The 19,800-nt window shown below is 63.3% G+C and carries 18 protein-coding genes; 10 read left to right on the top strand and 8 right to left on the bottom strand.

All coding sequences use genetic code 11. From position 1 onward, the window contains the following. Nucleotides 1–61: 61 nt before the first annotated feature. From I6F37_RS31020 to I6F37_RS31010, 3 genes are read right to left on the bottom strand one after another with little or no spacing between them, the layout of a single operon-like run. A complete protein-coding gene (locus I6F37_RS31020) occupies nucleotides 62–1,618 on the bottom strand; it encodes an MDR family MFS transporter (RefSeq protein WP_036002265.1) in 1,557 nt (518 codons plus the stop codon). Between the two features lie 16 nt (nucleotides 1,619–1,634). Beyond that, on the bottom strand, nucleotides 1,635–2,798 hold the full coding sequence (locus tag I6F37_RS31015) for an HlyD family secretion protein (protein ID WP_036002262.1): 1,164 nt from the start codon (nucleotides 2,796–2,798) through the stop codon (nucleotides 1,635–1,637). Beyond that, entirely contained in the window at nucleotides 2,791–3,273 is a 483-nt protein-coding gene (locus I6F37_RS31010) for a MarR family winged helix-turn-helix transcriptional regulator (RefSeq protein WP_036002289.1), read from the bottom strand. The genes I6F37_RS31015 and I6F37_RS31010 overlap by 8 nt, the downstream gene beginning before the upstream one ends. 155 nt (nucleotides 3,274–3,428) lie before the next feature. Between I6F37_RS31010 and I6F37_RS31005 the strand changes: the two genes are divergently transcribed. The 4 genes from I6F37_RS31005 (at nucleotide 3,429) to I6F37_RS30990 (ending at nucleotide 7,255) form a co-directional block, all read left to right on the top strand. Beyond that, nucleotides 3,429–3,923, top strand: a complete 495-nt coding sequence (locus tag I6F37_RS31005) for a Fur family transcriptional regulator (protein ID WP_036002259.1) — start codon at nucleotides 3,429–3,431, stop codon at nucleotides 3,921–3,923. 36 nt (nucleotides 3,924–3,959) lie between these two features. Then, nucleotides 3,960–4,913 (top strand): DMT family transporter, encoded by a 954-nt coding sequence (locus tag I6F37_RS31000; RefSeq protein WP_036002256.1) that lies wholly within the window; start codon nucleotides 3,960–3,962, stop codon nucleotides 4,911–4,913. 13 nt (nucleotides 4,914–4,926) lie between these two features. Next, the gene (gene ispG / locus I6F37_RS30995) at nucleotides 4,927–6,210 is read left to right on the top strand and encodes a flavodoxin-dependent (E)-4-hydroxy-3-methylbut-2-enyl-diphosphate synthase (protein WP_036002253.1); all 1,284 of its coding nucleotides are present in this window, start codon (nucleotides 4,927–4,929) and stop codon (nucleotides 6,208–6,210) included. Between the two features lie 148 nt (nucleotides 6,211–6,358). Next, nucleotides 6,359–7,255, top strand: a complete 897-nt coding sequence (locus tag I6F37_RS30990) for a TauD/TfdA family dioxygenase (protein WP_036002249.1) — start codon at nucleotides 6,359–6,361, stop codon at nucleotides 7,253–7,255. Between the two features lie 277 nt (nucleotides 7,256–7,532). Here the strand turns inward: I6F37_RS30990 and I6F37_RS30985 are convergent, their stop codons facing one another. Then, complete coding sequence (locus tag I6F37_RS30985) at nucleotides 7,533–9,938, bottom strand: NB-ARC domain-containing protein (protein ID WP_225153605.1); 2,406 nt, start codon at nucleotides 9,936–9,938, stop codon at nucleotides 7,533–7,535. 242 nt (nucleotides 9,939–10,180) lie between these two features. On the opposite strand from I6F37_RS30985, the gene I6F37_RS30980 reads away from it, so the two are divergent. Continuing rightward, nucleotides 10,181–10,996, top strand: coding sequence for an N-acetylmuramoyl-L-alanine amidase (locus I6F37_RS30980; RefSeq protein ID WP_036002240.1), 816 nt, complete (start codon nucleotides 10,181–10,183; stop codon nucleotides 10,994–10,996). A 109-nt stretch (nucleotides 10,997–11,105) separates the two neighbouring features. Here the strand turns inward: I6F37_RS30980 and I6F37_RS30975 are convergent, their stop codons facing one another. From I6F37_RS30975 to I6F37_RS30965, 3 genes are all read right to left on the bottom strand, one after another. Then, on the bottom strand, nucleotides 11,106–12,713 hold the full coding sequence (locus I6F37_RS30975) for a Na+/H+ antiporter (protein WP_036002237.1): 1,608 nt from the start codon (nucleotides 12,711–12,713) through the stop codon (nucleotides 11,106–11,108). A gap of 46 nt (nucleotides 12,714–12,759) precedes the next feature. After that, entirely contained in the window at nucleotides 12,760–13,617 is an 858-nt protein-coding gene (gene bla, locus I6F37_RS30970) for a class A beta-lactamase (protein ID WP_036002234.1), read from the bottom strand. Nucleotides 13,618–13,799: 182 nt separating this feature from the next. Then, nucleotides 13,800–14,174: a nuclear transport factor 2 family protein gene (locus I6F37_RS30965; RefSeq protein ID WP_025033299.1), complete on the bottom strand. Its 375-nt coding sequence runs from the start codon at nucleotides 14,172–14,174 to the stop codon at nucleotides 13,800–13,802. 94 nt (nucleotides 14,175–14,268) lie between these two features. Between I6F37_RS30965 and I6F37_RS30960 the strand changes: the two genes are divergently transcribed. Further along, complete coding sequence (locus tag I6F37_RS30960) at nucleotides 14,269–14,697, top strand: GFA family protein (RefSeq protein ID WP_036002230.1); 429 nt, start codon at nucleotides 14,269–14,271, stop codon at nucleotides 14,695–14,697. A gap of 182 nt (nucleotides 14,698–14,879) precedes the next feature. Further along, a complete protein-coding gene (locus tag I6F37_RS30955; RefSeq protein WP_225153603.1) occupies nucleotides 14,880–16,673 on the top strand; it encodes a caspase family protein in 1,794 nt (597 codons plus the stop codon). A gap of 79 nt (nucleotides 16,674–16,752) precedes the next feature. On the opposite strand, the gene I6F37_RS30950 is transcribed toward I6F37_RS30955, so the two are convergent. Then, nucleotides 16,753–17,676 (bottom strand): polyprenyl synthetase family protein, encoded by a 924-nt coding sequence (locus tag I6F37_RS30950; RefSeq protein WP_036002225.1) that lies wholly within the window; start codon nucleotides 17,674–17,676, stop codon nucleotides 16,753–16,755. Nucleotides 17,677–17,837: 161 nt separating this feature from the next. Between I6F37_RS30950 and mtgA the strand changes: the two genes are divergently transcribed. The 3 genes from mtgA to I6F37_RS30935 all read left to right on the top strand — a co-directional run bounded on the left by mtgA (nucleotide 17,838) and on the right by I6F37_RS30935 (nucleotide 19,646). After that, nucleotides 17,838–18,512 carry a monofunctional biosynthetic peptidoglycan transglycosylase gene (gene mtgA / locus I6F37_RS30945; protein WP_036002223.1) on the top strand — a complete coding sequence of 225 codons (675 nt, stop codon included), beginning with the start codon at nucleotides 17,838–17,840 and terminating at the stop codon, nucleotides 18,510–18,512. Between the two features lie 171 nt (nucleotides 18,513–18,683). Beyond that, on the top strand, nucleotides 18,684–18,866 hold the full coding sequence (rpmF, locus tag I6F37_RS30940) for a 50S ribosomal protein L32 (RefSeq protein ID WP_007598106.1): 183 nt from the start codon (nucleotides 18,684–18,686) through the stop codon (nucleotides 18,864–18,866). Between the two features lie 138 nt (nucleotides 18,867–19,004). Further along, nucleotides 19,005–19,646, top strand: coding sequence for a hypothetical protein (locus I6F37_RS30935; protein WP_036002287.1), 642 nt, complete (start codon nucleotides 19,005–19,007; stop codon nucleotides 19,644–19,646). The last annotated feature ends 154 nt before the right edge of the window (nucleotides 19,647–19,800 follow it).

Raw genomic sequence — 19,800 nt, 5'->3', positions numbered from 1 at the left:
TGTTGTGTCCCGGACGCGGTGCAACGTGTAGCGCTGCGCTGCGTCCGGGGCCCGAGATCCGCTACTCCATCACCGCATGCTCCGGCCCCGCCGCCTGCTTGCGCAGCGTGGCTTTGGTCGAGCCGATCAGCAAAGCGAGCGGGACGGTGCAGAGGATAAAGAGCATCACCAGCTGGTAGTCGTGCGCGAAGGCGATGATCTGCGCCTGCACGTTGACCATTCTGTCGGCCATGGCGCGGCCGGTGTCGGTCGACAGATTGATGATGCCGCTGACGCCGGGCATCTGCAGTGCGTGGTTGAACGGGTTGATGTGCTCGGACAGGATCGCGTAGGTCCATCGCGTGCCTTGCGTCAATTGCGCGATCACGACGGAAATGCCGACCGAGCTCGCGACGTTGCGCATCAGGGTCAGCATCGCGGTGCCGTCGGTGCGCAGCTCGTTCGACAGTGTCAGGAACGCCACGGTCGAGAGCGGCACGAAGACGAGGCCGAAGCCAAAACCCTGGATGACGCTGACGGTGACGATCTCCGGCACCTGGGTCAGATCGGTCCAGCCGGTCATCTGGAACAGCGAGCCCGCCGTCAGCGTCAGGCCGCAGATGATCAGCGTGCGCGCCTCGATATAACGCATCATGCGGCCGACCAGCATCATGGCGAAGAAGGTGCCGATGCCGCGGGTCGCCAGCAGCAGGCCGGCGGTGATGATGGGATAGCCGATCACGTTCTGCATGTAGGGCGAGGCGAGTGCCATGGTCGAGAACAGGACGAGCCCCATCACGATCATGAACAGGCAGCCGGTGACGAAGTTGCGGTCCCGGAACAGGGCGAAGCGGATGAACGGGGTCGAGGTCGTGAAGGAATGCGCGAGGAAGAAGTAGAACGCGACGGCCGAGACGATGAACTCGGCGAGGATCTCGTTCGATTCCAGCCAGCCCAATTGCTCACCGCGGTCGAGCGCGAGCTGGAGCGCGCCGATCGCGACCGCCAGCGCGGCGAAGCCGAACCAGTCGAATTTGAGGCTGAAATCCTTCCTGGTCTCGTCCATGAAGACGACCAGCCCGAGCACGGTGATGATGCCGAACGGCAGGTTGACGAAGAACACCCAGTGCCAGGAATAGGTCTCGGTGAGCCAGGCTCCCAGCGACGGTCCCATGATCGGACCCATCATCACGCCCATGCCCCAGATCGCCATCGCCTTGGCGCGTTCCTGGAGCGTGTAATAGTCGAGCATGACCGATTGCGACAGCGGCACCAGTGCCGCGCCGAACACGCCCTGCAGCAGGCGGAACAGCACCATCTGGTTGATGTCCTGCGCGAGGCCGCACAGCACCGACGCCATGGTGAAGCCGGCCGAGCAGATGATGAAGATGCGCTTGCGGCCGAAGCGGTTGGCGATCCAGCCCACCGGCGCCGTCATGATCGCGGCGGCGACGATGTAGGAGGTCAGCACCCAGTTAATCTGGTCCTGCGAGGCCGACAGCGTGCCCTGCATGTAGGGCAGCGCGACGTTGGCGATGGTGGTGTCCAGCGCCTGCATGATGGTCGCGGTCATGGCGCAGATCGTCACCATGTTCCGGCGCAGGCCGGGGACCATCGGGCTGGCATGGGGGCCGGACATCGCGCCAGTCCTTGTCTTATTCTTTATCCTGGCCCGCGGTCGCGGACAGGCCGAGCAGGCCGGCAAGCGACCGCCGATGACCGGTGTCGATGGTGGCGTAGACGCTCATGCCGGCTTTCAGCTTCCGCACATATTTGTCGGTCTCGTCGAAATAGATGCGGATCGGCACGCGCTGCACCACCTTGACGAAATTGCCCATGGCGTTCTGCGGCGGCAGGATCGCGAATTGCGCGCCGGTGCCGGGCGAGAGCGAGCCGATCTTGCCCTTGAAGACATGGTTCGGGAACGCGTCGACCTCGAGCGTGACGGACTGGCCTTCGGTGACATAGGTGAGGTCGCTCTCCTTCGGATTGGCGTCGACCCAGGGATGGGCGACGTCGATGATGGAGAACACCGGCGTGCCGGCGCCGACATAGCGGCCGAGCTGAATCTGTTCGACCTGCGTCGCCACGCCATCCATCGGCGCGCGCAGCACGGTGTGGTCGAGGTTGCGCTGCGCGTCATCCAGCTTGGCTTTCGCCTGAGCGTAGGGCGGGAATTGCTCGAGCGGCAGGTCGGGGTTGCCGAGCAACTGGGTCTTCGCGTTGGAGAGCTGCTGCTTGATGTATTGCGCCTGCGCCCCGGCGGTGACCAGTGCGTTGGAGGCATTGTCGAGATCGAGCTGCGAGCCGAAATTGTTTTTCACCAGCGCCTGCTTGCGCTCGACGTCGCGCTGCTTCAGATCGATGCCCTGCTGGGCGAGGCCCAGCATGTCGCCGTAGATCTTGATGTTGGCGACGAGGTTGTCATAGGTCGTGCGCGCCTGCGCGAGCTGCGCCTTGGCCTCCTCGACCGCGAGGCGGAACGGAACCGGGTCGATCTCGAACAGTTCGTCGCCGCGCTTGACCGACTGGCCCTCCTTCACGACCACTTTCAGGATCTTGCCGGAGATGTCGGGCGTCACCAGCACCTTCTGTGCGCCGACATAGGCATTGTCGGTGCCGACATAGCGGCCCCCATGCAGATAGAAGGTGACGCCGCCGATGGCGACAATGACCGGCAGCACGACCAGGAGCAGGAAACGGCGATAGCGGCGCAGGCCCGCCAGCAGGCGGCGGCGCGGATCGGTGCCGGCCTTCTTGGTCGGCTTGCCGCTGTCGCTCTTCTGCTCGGGCTGCAACTTGACGACCTGATCAGCCATGGCGCTGCTCCTTGCGTGCTTGCTCCGCGCCGGATGCCTGGATCGCGGTTCGCACGTTTTCCTTGATGGTTTCGAGCTGGGTGAGGAGGCGGTGCGCGTCCGCCGGATTGATGCCGTCGAGCGCGTTCGCCGTCAGCTCCGACTTCAGGCCGCTCATGCGGCCGAGCAATTGCCGCCCGGCCTTCTTGAGGTACAGGCGCTTGACCCGGCGATCCGAAGCGTCGCTGCGGCGCTCGATCCAGTCGTTGTCGCAGAGCTTGTCGATCAGCCGTGTCAGCGTGATCGGCTGCATCTCCAGGAGCTCGGCGAGCTCGGACTGCTTCATGCCCTCGCTGCGCTCCACCTTGGCCAGCACCGCCCATTGCGCCCGGGTGATGCCGAAGCGCGAGGCCTCCTTGTCGGCATAAACGCGCAAGAGGCGATAGAGCTCACCGAGCGTGAACAGGAAATTCTGGTCGACCGACCCGCGGCTCATGAGCGTCGTCTCCAATAAGCTTGAATATTATAAGCAAGCTTATGATTAATTCACGGACCGGTGGCGCGGTGCTGTCCCGCGGGAGAAGCATGGCTGGCAGCCGAACGACTCGTCGTGCTTTGGGTTCCCCCGCCGAAATGCTAGAAGACGGCGACATGAGCCTCGCAAAGCCGGCATTCCCCGCGCCCGACCATGATCACGGCCGCTGCACCGCGGACGCGCTTGCGCATGCCGAGGTGGTCTGCCAGCAGCGTGCGCAGAAATTCACGCCGATCCGCCGCCAGGTGCTGGGTGCCTTGCTCTCCAGCCACCGCCCGCTCGGCGCCTACGAAATCATCGACGAGCTTGCCAAGTCGATGGCGCGGCCGGCACCGATCACGATCTATCGTGCGCTCGACTTCCTGATGGCCAACGGCCTCGTGCATCGCATCGAAAGCCGCAACGCCTATCTCGCTTGCGCAGCCCACGACCACGATTCGACCTCCGCGGTGGCGTTCCTGATCTGCGAGCGCTGCGGCCTGGTCGGCGAGATCTCCTCGGCGTCCTTCGCCAAGGACCTCAACGCCGCCGCGCGCAGCTCAGGCTTCGCGCCAAAGCTGTCTGTGGTGGAGATCACGGGCGTCTGCACGCATTGTCAGAAAATGTCTTGAAGCAACAACGGCGCAAAGCCGGATTTTTGGGAAGAAATGTCCGCACCTCAAGCCATACCGTCCGCCGGCCGTCCCCTCAGTGCCGGCGCCATCGCCCTGATGCTCATGCTATGCCTGACCTGGGGATTCAACCAGATCGCGGTGAAGCTGGTGCTGCCGGACATTCCGCCGATGCTCCAGGCCACCATCCGCTCGATGGGCGCACTGCCGGTGCTGTTCCTCATCGGCACCTTTCGCGGCGTCAAATTCTTCGAACGTGACGGCACCTGGAAGCCCGGCCTGATCGCCGGGCTGATGTTCGGCATCGAGTTCGTGTTGATCTTCCAGGGGCTGCACTTCACGTCTGCTTCTCGTGCGGTGGTGTTCCTCTACACCGCGCCGTTCTTCGTGGCGCTCGGCTCCTACCAGGTGCTCGGCGAGCGTCTCGGTGGCGCGCAATGGCTCGGCCTTGCCATCAGCTTTGCCGGCGTGGCGCTTGCGATCGGCGTGCCCCAGCCCAATGTCGATTCGCAGGTTCTGCTCGGCGATCTCATGATCGTCGGAGGCGCCGCGCTGTGGGCCGCGACGACGCTGGTTGCCAAGGGCACGCGGCTGCGCTTCGCCGCGCCCGAGAAGGCCCTGGGTTATCAGGTCGCGACCTCGATCCCGATCCTGGGGCTGGCGGCCTGGCTGTTCGGCGAATCCATCACCCACACTCCGTCGCCGCTGTCGCTCGGCCTGATGGCCTTCCAGGCGATCTGGGTGGTCGGAACCACGTTCACGCTTTGGTTCGCGCTGGTGAAGGCCTATTCGGCCAGCAAATTGTCCGCTTTTACCTTCATCACCCCTTTGTTTGGCGTGGTGGGTAGCTATTTCATCATGCACGACACCCTCAGCCTGACATTCGGGGCCGCAGCGGTCCTTGTAATTGCTGGGCTTTTTCTGGTTAACCGTCCCAGCCCATCAGCTGCGGCGCCGCGTGATGCATTGCTGAACGTCACCAAAACCTGATATTTGGACCGCCATGAACAAGCTCGAAAACCCTCTCGATTCAGACATTGCGGGCCCGGCGCCCCGGCATCGGACCACCCAGGTCAAGGTCGGCAACGTCACTGTGGGCGGCGGTGCGCCGATCGTCGTGCAGTCGATGACCAACACCGATACCGCCGATGTCGAAGGCACCATCGCCCAGGTCGCAGCGCTCGCGCGTGCCGGCTCCGAAATGGTCCGCATCACCGTGGACCGCGAGGAGGCCGCAGCCGCCGTTCCGTACATCCGCGACGGCCTCGCCAAGCGCGGCATCACTACGCCTCTGATCGGCGACTTCCACTATATCGGCCACAAGCTGCTCGCGGCCTATCCGGCCTGCGCCGAGGCCCTGGCCAAATACCGCATCAATCCCGGCAATGTCGGCTTCAAGGACAAGCGCGACACCCAGTTCGCCGACATCATCGAGATCGCGAACAAGAACAACAAGCCGGTGCGCATCGGCGCCAATTGGGGCTCGCTCGACCAGGAGCTTCTGACCAAGCTGATGGACGAGAACGCGGCCTCGCCCAATCCGCGCGACGTGCGCGCGGTGACGCGCGAGGCCATGGTGCAGTCGGCGCTGCTCTCGGCGGCGCGCGCCGAAGAGCTCGGCATGCCCAAGGACCGCATCATCCTCTCGGCAAAAGTCTCGGCGGTGCAGGATCTCATCGCGGTCTATCAGGATCTCGCGTCCCGTTCGGACTACGCCATCCATCTCGGTCTCACCGAGGCCGGCATGGGCTCGAAGGGCATCGTTGCGTCCTCGGCCGCGCTCGGCATCCTCTTGCAGCAGGGCATCGGCGACACCATCCGAATCTCGCTGACGCCCGAGCCCGGCGGCGACCGCACCCGCGAGGTGCAGGTCGGCCAGGAGCTCCTGCAGACCATGGGCTTCCGCACTTTCGTGCCGCTGGTTGCCGCCTGCCCCGGCTGCGGCCGCACCACCTCGACCACGTTCCAGGAGCTGGCCCGCTCGATCCAGGATTTCATCCGCGACGAGATGCCGACCTGGAAGACCAAATATCCCGGCGTGGAAGAGCTCAACGTCGCGGTGATGGGCTGCATCGTCAACGGCCCCGGCGAGTCCAAGCACGCCAATATCGGTATCTCGCTGCCCGGCACCGGCGAAGCGCCGGCCGCGCCCGTCTTCGTCGATGGCAAGAAGTTCCGGACGCTGCGCGGCCCGACCATCTCCGCCGACTTCAAGGCGCTGGTGATCGACTACATCGACCAGCGCTACGGCCAAGGCGCCAAGGTGCCGGCTCCTGCGGCAGAGTAGGCGCTCCTCAACATCGGAATCGTAGGGCGGGTTAGCACAGCCTAACCCGCTCTATTTTTTTGCGGGCGCGAGGTGGCGGGTTACGCTTCGCTAACCCGCCCTACGTTGCTACGATGGCTCCCAATCAAGAACGATCGGGAGACACGCCATGAGCTCACTCGCCGGCAAGCAGGGCCCGCGCTATCGTCACACCGCTGAAGACGGCGCGCCGTATGAGACCATCGCCGTCGAAAAGCTCACCCCCATCATCGGCGCAGAAATCAGTGGCGTCGATATCGGCAAGCTCGTCGATGGCGATGCCCGCTCCAACCGGCAGATGGACGAGATCCACCGCGCGCTCGCCGAAAACCTCGTCATCTTCTTCCGCGACCAGCACATCACGCCGCAGCAGCACCTCGCCTTCGGCCGCAAATTCGGCGAGCTGCATTTTCATCCCGCAGCTCCCCACGAGGACGAAGACCCGGCCTTGATGAAGATCTATGCGGACAAGAACTCACCTCGGGCGAACGGCGAGGGCTGGCACTCCGACGTGTCCTGCGATCTCGAGCCGCCGATGGGCTCGATCCTCTACATCAAGCAATGCCCGCCGCGCGGCGGCGACACGCTGTTCGCCAACATGTATGCCGCCTATGAGGCGCTGTCGGAGCGCATGAAGGCCTATCTCCATGGCTTAACGGCGCTGCATGACGGCGAGCCGATCTATCGCGGCCTCTATGCCAATTATGGCGTTGCCGATCGTCCCTCCTATCCCCATGCCGAGCATCCCGTCGTGCGCACGCATCCGGTCACCGGCAAGAAGGCGCTCTACGTCAACCGCGGCTTCACCCGCCACATCAACGGCATCCCGCGCGACGAGAGCGATGCGATGCTCGCCTATCTCTACCAGCACGCCGAAAACCCGCTGTTCCAGTGCCGCTTCCGCTGGACCGAGAACGCCATCGCCTTCTGGGACAACCGCTGCACCCAGCACCGCGCGATGTGGGACTACTGGCCGCACACACGCTCGGGCACGCGCGTGACGGTGAAGGGCGAGCGGCCGGTGTAGGGCGATGATCCTAGTGGGGGCATTGGTACTAAGTAAGATTGTCGTCGTCCGATGACTGGCTTGAATAAAGGCGCGTTTGTGAAAACTTCAGGCCAGCCTGTCCACTAAGCTTTGACAAAATCTATTGTCGGGTTCTCGTTTCAATCCGATTTGAGCTACCTCCAATGCACGATCATTGCTGCCAGCGTGGAGCCATAACCATGCGAGGCGTGATAAATCCGTTGCGGACGCGACTGCCAAATGGGTTTCGAGCAGCTTTGCGATTGGCTTAAACAGATCACCGCGTTCGGACCACTGACATTCTATCGATTATTTCGCGTTCGCTATTGAGCCAATGAGCCATGCTGGTGATTTGATGAAGAGGTGGGTCTTTGATTTCTGCCGCGCGCAGGAAAGCACCGCAACCGCCGATTACGTTGCCGGTTGACCGGTAGACCGCGATAAGCTGCTGCCACGCCTCCTCCGACTGCTCTGTAGATGGGCTCCCTTCAAGAAAGCTCCGAAGATATCCAGCTGTTGCCTCGATACCATTCATGCCCTCGCACTCGCGATTGATCTGGGCCAGAAGCAACCACGCTGGATGATAGCTGCGTGCCACATATTCTAGTATCGGACGCATCTCCTCAAAAGAGGCCGTTCCCTCGCTGACCCGCTTAGCAACCTTCTTGAAGAAGGCTTCCATGCGGGGAGCAATGCCCTCTTTGAGTCCTGTCGGCGCAGTAGCTCCTATGTCCTGTAGGAAACGAATATCGTTCTCAATCAACTGTCGGTGGGGGTGGACATTCAGCTTTTTGGTCCCAAAGAACGCCGCAGCTAGTGGAACGCCTAAGAAGGAAGTGTTATCGGGAGCCCGGGTTCTATCAACAAGAGACATTCGAACGAGTTCGTCTATAGCATGCTCTGGATCTGAGCCATCTGCGTGGTGCCTCAAGAGCACCGCCTCTACAGCCAATTGGGGTACCAAGGAACGCCAGCCGCTGAGCGTCAAGAATGTATGAACCGCCAACGGCGACAGATTGGCGTACGTCCGCTCAAACAGAGCTTCCAGGATGTCGTCCTTGCGAACCATCATAGAGCTTGGCTTGCGGAACGAATGAGTGTTGGCGATTTCTCCGAGGATTATCTTGATGATGTAAGGGTGCCCATTAGATTCTTCGATGATTTGGTCGCGCTCCTTTGAGTGAATCAAATAGCTGATGCCTAGCTTCTGCGCAGTTTGATCGATTAGATTCTCAGCTTCCTCACGTTCCATGCCAGAGACCTCGATCGGGAAGTCTGCCTTGAACTCTCGAAAGCGGCTAGTAATAAGAACTTTGTTCGGTAGTCGGATATTCGTGTCGATCCACTGAAACAGGTCGACCGGATTTCGAACAGTCTCGAAATTATCGAAGACAAATAGAGTTGGACCCATTGGGCAAGATCGCATGTGTTCTGCCATTGTCTGGACGGCAGATTTACTCGTGGACACTTCGTCTATCAGATCGCCGAGGAGCGAGGTGTATTCGGCGGCGATATCTTTCTCAGCCATCACCCGAGGCTGAACAACCTTAGGTCCTCCTATTGTTAGATCGATATCGCGCGCGCTGAACCAGAGGATTGCTTGGTATCGCGTCGTCGTAGCCATCTCGTGCAGGATGGCGAGAACGAGCGAAGTCTTTCCAGTGCCGCCTCGACCAACAAGCGTTACTATCGGGTGTCGGTCGTTGGCGACGATTGAGTTGGCCTCAGCTTCTAGTCGTGGTCTTCTTACATATCCGCTTGGAACGGAGGGTATATTGGTAAATACATTGCCTACCACGTCGAGTTCTCGTTTGCCCTCTGTCTCACTTGGCGGACGATTGTTGGCAAGCGCGAGATATGGCCGAGCGTCGCCTGTTAGGCGGCTGTCAGTAATAGGTGAATGAAGCTCAAAGGACTTCCCGTTGAAAGCCCCGTTCGGGAGGAAGAAGTCGGACAAGCTTAGGTCGCTCTGGAGCAATTCAACAGGGCGAAGTCGACCCGCAGATATGTAAACGCCGTTAGCGAGGTTTTCTGTCAGGGCGGTGTTTGTCGTCAGTGCCCGAAAGGCAAGGGTATCCCCACCCATCATAACTACGTTGTATTTCCCGGAAAGATTTCGGTGAAGGTAAGCCCAAGGTCGTTGGAAGATTGGGTTATTGTCGATCATCAAATTTATCGATGAGCGAAACGCAGCTACAACTTTGGCGCAAGTCGCGGGTGTAATTGCGCCGTGGCCACGCGTTTTATTTCTGAGTTCGGCGAACATTGAAAACCAAGTGCGGAGGCTAACCTTGCCGCCGATTGGTTGCGCGCTCGGATGAATCTCCATCAGAACTTGGTTTAGTTTGTCGCTCGCCTCATATTGCCAAGCGCCCTCGCCAACACGTTCCGTAAATGTCCGTCTATCAGCGACGAGACCGTTCGCGAGGTGCTGTGTCGCTGGTCCAACCAACGCTTCGTACAGCTTGCTTACCCACTCTCCTATGCCATCCGCACGCACAAGCGCATGGAGAAGTTGATATCTATGTCCCTCGCGGTCATTTTCGATACAAGCGACAAAGGCCGCCGTCGTGATCTTTACAACTAGCTCCCCAACGTAGAGAAGCTCCATGAAGAGGGCGAAGTCCGAATCGCTATTCCGGTCGACGCGAGAAACCACTCGGTCAATTGGCGCAAAAGCCATCTCATTTTCCTCATGAGTATCACAGACGAGCGGCGTAGTATGGACTCCAAACCGGTTGAGATACAACCATTCCGCGAGTTCACTGTTTGGATAAGTGGTGCTTCAGTGAAGGTTGTGAAACCTTGAGTGTCAGGCAAACTGCTCGACAGAGCGGCGCGCAGACATTGACGCCCTCCGATTCGTGCGCCTATCTACCGTAAAACATACTAACGGATTTGTCGGTTGCGGTAGCGGAGCGGGGCTTGGGGCAACTGCGGAGCATCATCGCCGGGCTGGTCGCGTCAATCCTGCTGTCGTCGCTCGTCCTCGTCGATGCCGGCGACGCTGCTGCTGCTGCGCGAAAGATTGCCAGATCCAGGCCGAAGCCGTCGCGTCCGGCCAAATGCGAGATGCCGAAATTCCGGATTGTCGTGGATGTCGGCCACACCCCGGACTCGTACGGCGCGTTGAGCGCCCGCAATGATCCGGAATTCGGCTTCAACTTCCGCCTCGCGCGGCTCATCACGGCCAAGCTCAAGTCCGAAGGCTTTGCCGCAACCCGCCTGCTCGTCACCGATGGCAAGGCACGGCCGAGCCTGTTCAGGCGCGTCGGTGCTGCGAACGAAGGCCGCGCCGATCTGTTCCTGTCGGTCCATCATGATTCGGTGCCTGACAAGCTGCTCGAGACCTGGGAATTCGACGGCGCAAAGAGCTATTTCAGCGATCGCTTCTCGGGCCACTCGCTGTTCGTGTCGCGGCAGAATCCGCACTTTGCCACCAGCCTGATGCTGGCCCGCATGATCGGCCGGCAGTTGAAGGAGCAGGGCCTGAACTATGCCAGCCAGTACACCCTGCCGGTGATGGGCCGCTACCGGCGCCAGCTGCTCGACAAGGATGTCGGCGTTTATCGCTATGACGGCCTGGTCGTGCTGTCGCGCACGCGCAGCGCCGCCGTGCTGCTCGAGGCCGGCTCGATCATCAACCGCGACGAGGAAATGGAGATGAACTCGCCGGAGCGGCAGGAGGCCGTCGCGGGCGCCGTTGCGGCTGCGATGAGGGAGTTTTGCGAGAGACGGTAGTTGGCTCAGGTGCTTTCACGCCCCGTCATTGCGAGCGCAGCGAAGCAATCCAGAGCCTTTCCGCGGCGGCAGTCTGGATTGCTTCGCTACGCTCGCAATGACGAGGAAGCTACAGCGGCCCGGCTCGATATTCCCTATTCGCCAGGCTCGCCTCCTCCAGATCCAGATCGCGCTCGATCCGCCGCCGCGTCTCGTCGGTGATCTGGCCGTCGCGCAGCAGCTTGTGGATGAATTTGCGCTCGGCGGCGATCAGTTCGCGGGTCAGAGCGGTGCCGGCGGCAGAGATGTCGTGACGGTTGGGATCGAGCGAGTCCGGGAGCTGGTTGAAGCGGATCTCGTGGCGGGCGCGCAGCAGCCGCATCACCTCGTCGGAAACCTCTTTTTCCGCCGTGAGCGCGTCGAGCGATTTCAGCGCGGCCTCCAGCGCCTGACGGCGCGCGGCGATCTCCGCTTCGTGCTCGGCGGCATGCTCGTGACGACCGGCTTCGGCGACGCCGAGCCACCGCACGATCGGCGGCAGCGTCAGGCCGACGCCGATCAGCGTCACGAAGATGACACCGAAGGCGACGAACAGGATCAGGTCGCGATACGGAAACGCCTCGCCATTCGGCAGCGTGAACGGCAGCGCCAGCGCGGCGGCCAGCGACACCGCGCCGCGCACGCCGGTGAAGGCGAGCACGAATGGCCATTGCCATGGCGGCGAAGGATCGCGCTCGCGCAGCGACCTGGAGAGCATTCGCGGCAGATAAGTTGCGGGATAGAGCCAGGCAAAACGCGCGATCACGACGATCACCAGGACCAATGCGGTTGCGATGAGAATGTCGTCGAGCGGAAAAGTCTTTGATTTCTCGTAGAGCGCGCGCATCTGGAAACCGGTGAGCAGGAACAGCATGCCCTCGATCAGGTAGATCACGAGATCCCAGAAGAAGATGCCTTGCAGGCGCGTCGCCGAGGAGATCAGCAATGGGCCGTTCCAGCTGACATAGAGCCCGCAGGCCACCGTTGCGATCACGCCGGAGCCGCCGATATGCTCGGGCAGCCAGTACGAGACATAGGGCGTGATCAGCGACAGCGTCAGCTCGACCTGCGGATCTCCAGACCATTTGCGAAGGCGCAAGGAGAGCCAGCCGACGCCGATGCCGAAGGCGATCTCGCCGGCGACGATGAGGAGGAATTCACCGGCCGCGAGCGGCAGCGAGAAGTGGCCGATGAGGATCGCGGCGAGCGCGAAGCGGTAGAGGATCAGCGCGGTGGCATCGTTGGCGAGACCTTCGCCTTCGAGCACGACCAGGATGCGGCGCGGCATGTTCAGCCGGCGCGCGATCGCGAGCGGCGCCACCACGTCGGGCGGCGCGACGATGGCCCCGAGCAGGAAGCCGACGGTCCAGGGCAGGCCGATCATGTAGTGTGTGGCGGCCGCCACCATCGCCGTGGTGAAGATCACGGCGCCGACCGCGAGCAGCACGATCGGACGCAGGTTCTTCTTGAATTCGCGCCAGCTCATCGCGACGCTGGCCGAGTAGATCAGTGGTGGCAGCACCACCAGCAGCACCAGCTCCGGCGGCAGCTCCACAGTCGGCATGCCCGGCACGAAAGCGAGGCCGACGCCCGCCAGCATCAGCAGGATGGCAGGGGCGACGTTGAAGCGTCGCGCGGCCAGTGCCACGCCTGCCAGCACGGCCAGCAGGATGAGAAAGGTCTGAAACTTCGCTTCCATGATGGTCTGTCTTGACCCGGAAGCGACGGCTAGGTCAATGCGCGGCTCACGCCAGCCGTTCGGCCACCATCCGCCCAATCCGCGCGAACGCGGATGTGATCTGCGCCGCGCTCGGCGTGCCGCCCTGGGTATAGGCCGCGATCAGGATCGGCGTATCCGGCTTCGGCCAGGCGACCGCGATGTCGCCCGAGGCGTCCTTGCCGTTGTTGCCGGTCTTGTCGCCGATCTTCCAGCCTGCCGGGAGTCCGCCACGCAGGCGATTTGCGCCGGTCTTGCAGTTCACCATCCAGTCGGTGAGCAGGGCCCGCGAAGCAGGCGACAGCGCCTCGCCCGCGACCAGCCGGCGCAAATTTCCCGCCATCGCTGCCGGCGTCGTGGTGTCCCGGGGGTCGCCGGGTTGCGAGCGGTTGAGCTCGGGCTCGTTGTGGTCGAGCCGCGAGGTGGTATCGCCAAGCGACCGCCAGAATGCGGTCAGCGCGGCGGGGCCGCCGATCCGCGCCAGCAGCAGATTGGCGCAGGTGTTGTCGCTGAGCTCGACGATGGCCTTGCACATCTCGCCGACCGACATCTTGCCGGCCGCGAGATGTTCCCTCGCCACCGGGGCGTATTCCAGCAGATCCGCCTGGCCATAGCGGATCATGGCCGCGAGTTGCTCCTCGCCGCGATCGACCCGCGCCAGCACGTTGGCTGCGAGCGAAGCCTTGAACGTCGAGCACATCACGAACCGTTCGTCGGCGCGCCAGGCAAGCTTCTTGCCGGTTGCGAGATTCTCCGCATAGAGCCCGATCCGCCCGCCGCTCTCGCGCTCGTAGGATTCGAATTCTGATGGGGCATCCCCGGCGAGCGCAGGGGAGGCGGCCAACCAGGCGAATGAGGCGAGCAGGGAGCGGCGGTCGACAAGCATGGTGATTTCCAGGCGCGCAGGGGTGGGAGATGGAGCGGACGTGCATCCGCGTCGTCATTGCGAGCGCAGCGAAGCAATCCAGACTGTCTCCGCGGTGAGATTCTGGATTGCTTCGCTGCGGTCGCAACGACGGAGAATTGGATAGCGAGTGCGTCCGAATTCGGGCAGCAGGACGGCGCCCGTCACTCCCTCAAATCATATCGGTACGACTTCGACACGATCTGCCAGCCGTCGGCGAGCTTCATCGCCACGAGATAGTCGGTGAAATAGCGCGGCGGCAGCTGGCAGCGCACCTTGATGAAAGCGGTCTTATCGTCCGAGCGGTCGATGGTGACGATGAAGTCCTCGCGCGGCTTGCCTTCGGCCTTGGCCGAGGCGCGCTTGCGCACGCGGTCGAGCCAGTCCGGCACGGTCAGAACCTGGAGCTCGCCCTTTTCGACCCAGCGCAGATCGGCGGAGGGATGGAAGATGGCGCCGAGCTTGTCGGCGTCGCCCTCGTAAAGTCCGTCAAAATAGGATTGCACGACGGCTTCGACGCTCGACCGGTCCTGGCTCATGGATCGTTCCTTTGCATGATGGCTTCGGGCCAACTTAGTCGTACACGTCGAAATGCGCTATGGGTGTGTCAGCGATTTGCGTGAAGGCGTCACGATGACAGAATCAGAAAATTCGAACGCTCGCATTCTTGTCGGCGAATGCTTTTGCCGCGCCGTGCGCTTCGAGGTGGCCGATGCGTTCGCCTATGCGATGAACTGCCACTGCTCGAACTGCCGGCGCACCACCGGTGCCGCCTTCAAGCCCTTCGCCGGCATCCGGCAAGACAGGCTTCGTATTGTCAGGGGTAGCGACCTCCGGATGATTTTCGGCGACGACACCACCCATGACGCGCATTGTGGCCGCTGCGGCTCGCTGCTCTATTCCCGGGTCCGGGAAGGAGAGTGGGTCCACGTCGCCATGGGAACCCTGGTCGATGCCCCCTCGATCCGGCCGAGCGCCCATATTTTCGTCGGCTCGAAGGCGCCCTGGCATGAAATTGCGGACGATCTGCCGCAATATCGGGAGCACATCGGGGTTGTCTGACGGAACCCGGTCCGCACCGCCGGCCGTTGGCGAACCGCGACAGCGCTGGCGCGACAAACAAAAGAGGTCGTACAGCCTGCCGCCGGGGTCCGCTTCGTGACCTCCATCACAAGCGCCGGCGGAGGATGTTGCTAAAGCGGTCCCAAAGGGCCGGACGGCCCGGAACCATCGGAAGTCGTGTCATGCGCAGCTTGCTCAGACTTTGTCCGCTTTTCGTCGCCCTCGGCCTGATGTTCGGCGCCGGGCCGGCTGTTGCCGGAAAGCGCGTGGCGCTGGTGCTGGCCAATTCGGCCTATCAGCACGCGCCCTCGCTCGCCAATCCTGTCAATGACGGGTCGGTGATGGCCAAGACCCTGAAGGAGGCCGGCTTCGACGTCGTCGACTCCCGGCACGATCTGTCGGCGCTGGAGACACGGCGCGTGCTGCGCGACTTCGCCGACGCGACCCGCGACGCCGAAATCGCCGTGGTCTACTACGCCGGCCACGGCATCGAGGTGGAGGGCTCGAACTATCTGATCCCGGTGGATGCCAAGCTCGAGCGGGACACCGACGTCTTTGACGAGGCGCTCTCCCTCGACCGTGTCCTGGTCGCGGTCGAGCCCGCCAAGCAATTGCGTCTGGTGATCCTCGATGCCTGCCGCGACAATCCGTTCAGCAAGCGGATGAAGCGCACGGTCGCTTCGCGCGGCATCGGCCGCGGCCTCGCCCAGGTCGAGCCGTCCAGCCCCAACACGCTGATCGCCTATTCGGCCAAGGCCGGCTTCACCGCGCAGGACGGCGACGGTGCCAACAGCCCGTTCACCATCGCGCTGTCGAAGCATCTGACGACGCCGGGCCTCGACGTCCGCCGCGCCTTCGGATTCGTGCGCGACGATGTGCTGAAGTCGACCGGCAACAAGCAGGAGCCGTTCGTCTATGGCTCGCTTGGTGGCGAGGACGTGCCGCTGGTGCCGGTCAAGCTGGCGCCGGCAGCGCCCGTAGCCAATCCCCAGGCCGATATCCGCCGCGACTACGAGCTCGCGCTCCAGGTCGGCAACCGGCCGGCGTGGGAAGCCTTCCTTGCCCAGCATCCCGACGGGTTCTATGCGAGCCTTGCCAAGCTCCAGCTCGAGAAGATCGGCGCGGAGCAGGCGCATGCGGCGGCGATCGCGAAAGCGAAGCAGGCCGAGGTCGAGCGCGACCGCCTTGCTGCGCTCGGCGCGCAGAAGGATGCGCAAGCCAAGGCCGCGGCCGATGCGAAGGCCGCCGAGCAGGCGCAGCTTGCCGCGCAGAAGGCCAAGGAGCAGGCCCAGCAGCAGGCCGCCGCCGCCGAGCAACAGCGCGTCAACCTCGCCGCCACGGCGCCGGGCGTTGCGCCGGGCAACACCACGAGCGCTGCCGGCACCAACGTTGCCGCGCTCAGTCCGACGACCGCGCCGGCCGATCTCAACCGCTCGGTGCAGAGCGAGCTCGGCCGCGTCGGCTGCTTCTCCGGGCAGGCCGACGGCAATTGGAATACGTCCTCGCAGCGGTCGCTGTCGCAGTTCAACCGCTATGCCGGCACCAAGCTCGACGTGAAGGTGGCGAGCACCGACGCGCTCGATGCGGTCAAGGCCAAGCCGTCGCGGGTCTGCCCGCTGGTCTGCGAGCACGGTTTCAAGGCCGAAGGCGACAAGTGCACCAGGATCGTTTGCGGCAACGGCTATGTCCTGAACGACGACAATGAATGCGAGAAGAAGCGCGCCGCCAAGCCGGCGTCAAAGCCCGCGACCTCGCGGCGCGACGACGGCGAGGACCGCCCCGCACGGCAGCGGGCCGGTGGTGGAGCGGGCGGCTACGGTGCAGCTGCGGCGGCTGGCGCGGGTCGTGCATCGAGCGGCAGTGGTCAGATCTTTTGCAACGCTCTGCTCTGCCGGCCGGTCAGGCCCGGTTGCCGCCTCGTTTATCGCGGCGGCGGCGGCCCCCACGTCGACGCCAATGTCGAGGTCTGCAACTGAAATGGCACGGCTTTCCTGACCACTCGAACAATAACCTAAAGCGCGACGACGATTCATCCTGATCGCATCGCGCTTTAGCTCAGTTCTTCCGCTCGGCCACGAAACGCGCGGCGGCCTGCAAAATTGCGGCGCGGCCGCCGAAGATCGAGACGGCGCTGTCGGCGCGCGCGAGCAGGTCGCGCACGCGCTGCTTGGCGCCTTCGATCCCGAGCTGGGTCACGAAGGTGGTCTTGCCGAGCGCGGCATCGGCGCCGGCCGGCTTGCCGAGCGCGGCCGCATCGCCCTCGACGTCGAGCAGATCGTCGGCGATCTGGAAGGCTTCGCCGAGCGCGCGGCCGTAATCGTCGAGCGCCTGATATTCCGCCTTCGAGGCCTGGCCGAGGATCGCGCCGGCAATGCAGCCGTAGCGCAAGAGCGCGCCGGTCTTCATCTGCTGGATACGGGCGACGTCGATCGGCTCGTTGCCGCCAAAGCGGCCTTCGCCGGCGAGATCGAGGATCTGGCCACCGACCATGCCGCCGATGCCGGCGCAGCGCGCCAGTGCACGCGTCAAGAGCAGCCGCACATTGGCGTCGCGATGGACCTCGTCGCGGGTGATGATGTCGAAGGCGAGCGTCAGGAGGCCGTCGCCGGCGAGGATCGCGGTGGCGTCATCGGTCTGCTTGTGCAGCGTGGGGCGGCCGCGGCGCAGGTCCGAATTGTCCATGGCCGGCAGGTCGTCATGGATCAGCGAATAGCAATGGATGCATTCGAGCGCGGCGCCCACGAGCAGGGCCGCCTCGCGCGGCACGCCGAACACGGCGGCGCTCTCGACCACCAGGAACGGCCGCAGGCGCTTGCCGCCGTTCAGGCTCGAATAGCGCATTGCGTCCATCAGTCGCTTGGGCCGGGCGATTTCGTCATGCAGGATGTCGTCCGACAGCAGGCGCCCGAGCAGGGCTTCGGTGTCATCAGCGGTCTTGTCCAGACGTTTGGCGAAATCGGACGGGGACGTGCCGGTCATCAAGAAGGGCTCCAGAACTAAAATTCGGCGGGACAATCCTTTATGCGCCCGCGCCAGTCAATCGTTTGGAAGGCCTAAAAAGTGCTGGAAAAGGCCCGAATTATCACAGACTTAATGCTCCAGCCCGTGGCCGCTCGTCAGTTCGTGCCGGAAAGGTCGATTTGCGCATCGTCAAAATCCTGCTGGTGGTGCTCGCGCTCGTGGTCCTCGCACCCTATGTGATCGCGCCGTTCTACCGCACCGGCCACCCAGTTTCGACGCTGATGGCCTGGCGCAGCCTGCGGGGCGCGCCGATGCAGCGGGAGTGGATCGATCTCGCTGATATGTCGCCCTCTCTGCCGCGCGCGGTGGTGGCGGCCGAGGATGCCCATTTCTGCAAGCATCACGGCATCGATTGGGGGGCGCTGCGCGAGGCGATCGACGACGCCAGGGAGGACGGCACCGCCTTCCGGGGCGCCTCCACCATCACCCAGCAGGTCGCGAAGAACCTGTTTCTGTGGCAGGGGCGCGACTTCGTTCGCAAGGCGCTCGAATTCCCGCTGGCGCTTTGGATCGACCTCGTCTTGCCCAAGCAGCGGATTCTCGAAATCTACCTCAACATCGCCGAGCTCGGCCCGCAGGGGCAGTTCGGGGTCGAGGCGGCCAGCGCCTATGCCTTCGGCAAATCGGCCGAAAGCCTCTCGCCCCGCGAGGCGGCGCTTCTGGCCTCGATCCTGCCGAATCCGGTCAAGCGCAGCGCCCGGACCCCGGGACCGGGCGTCCGGCGGCTGGCAGCCACCTATATGGCGCGGGGGCAGGCGAGCTCGCTTGCGACCTGTTGGCGGGAAAATCGCTGATTTTTGGCCCGTTCCGGGCGCATTTTCCGGCCCAAGAGCCTAGCTTTACGGCCAGCCTTCCTCTATAAGCGCGGCCTTGATCGGCATTCAGCTCGCCTCGTTATTTGCGGGTGCTGAGCCGTCCCTTCGCGGACGATGCCCTGATGACACCAATCCCTAGAGGATACTGAAATGGCCGTTCCGAGAAGAAAAACCTCGCCGTCGCGCCGTGGCATGCGCCGCTCGGCGGACGCCATCAAGAAGCCGACCTATGTGGAAGACAAGGACTCCGGCGAGCTCCGTCGTCCGCACCATCTCGACCTCAAGACCGGCATGTACAAGGGCCGCCAGGTCCTGAAGAAGAAAGAGTCCTGAAGCCAGGATCTTTCTCGGGCGGGAGATCGACCCGCCCGATTCGGCCAACCCATGAGATAGACGGTGACGGCGGCGGAGCGGATGCTTCGCCGCTGCATTGTTCTGTCCGGATATCTTGATCGAGAAGGCATCAAGCCGATGGTCGGTTTCCCGCTGCTCCTGATTCCGCTCGCGGTCTACAACATCATCGCCTTCCTGATGCCGACCGTGTCCTTCACGGACGTGCTGTTCAAGGTGCCTATGGTGTCCGGAGAGGTCTGGCCGGTCACGCTCGCCGATCTCCTGCTCGCGCTCGGCATCGTTCTGCTGCTGCTCGAGGTGGTCAAGGGTGCGCGGCCGGGCTCGAAATTCCTGATGGATCATTTGCTGTCGCTGATCATCTTCGGCGCGGCCGCTGCCGAATTCGTGATGTGGCCCAAATTCGGCAACTCCACCTTCTTTCTGCTGGTGCTGCTGGCGATGGCGGACTTCTTCGCTGGCATCGCCCAGCGCACGCGCCGCCGAGTCACCTATGTCGCCGAGACCACGGTGCCGGCCCCTCGTAAGGCCAAGCGCAGGGCCGAAGCGCCGGCGGAAGACGTGGAGTCCGAGCGCAAGTTCGAGCCGGTGATCGCGCCGCAGCCGGCGCCGGCCGCGCCTACCGCGCAATCCGTCGCCGAATCCGTGCTGATGGATCACCCGGCGCCCAAGCCCGTGCAGGGCGCCCCCTCGCCGGAAATTCCCTCGCCGCAGCTGCAGCCGGGGAACGGCACGCCGTCTTCCGACACGCCGCCGCGCTGATTTCTCTGAATTGGCTCTCATCTCACCGCCGCGGCAGTGTGCTCCCTTGCCCCGTTCTTACGGGGAGTGGGTTGGGGTGAGGGGCCTCTCTCCGCGGATGCGATAGCCGCGGGACCTGTACCCCCTCACCCGGATCGCACCGGACGATGCTTCG

The organism is Bradyrhizobium sp. NBAIM08 (assembly GCF_020193935.1).
Classification (GTDB): domain Bacteria; phylum Pseudomonadota; class Alphaproteobacteria; order Rhizobiales; family Xanthobacteraceae; genus Bradyrhizobium; species Bradyrhizobium yuanmingense.
This window is presented reverse-complemented; position numbering and strand designations above follow the sequence as displayed.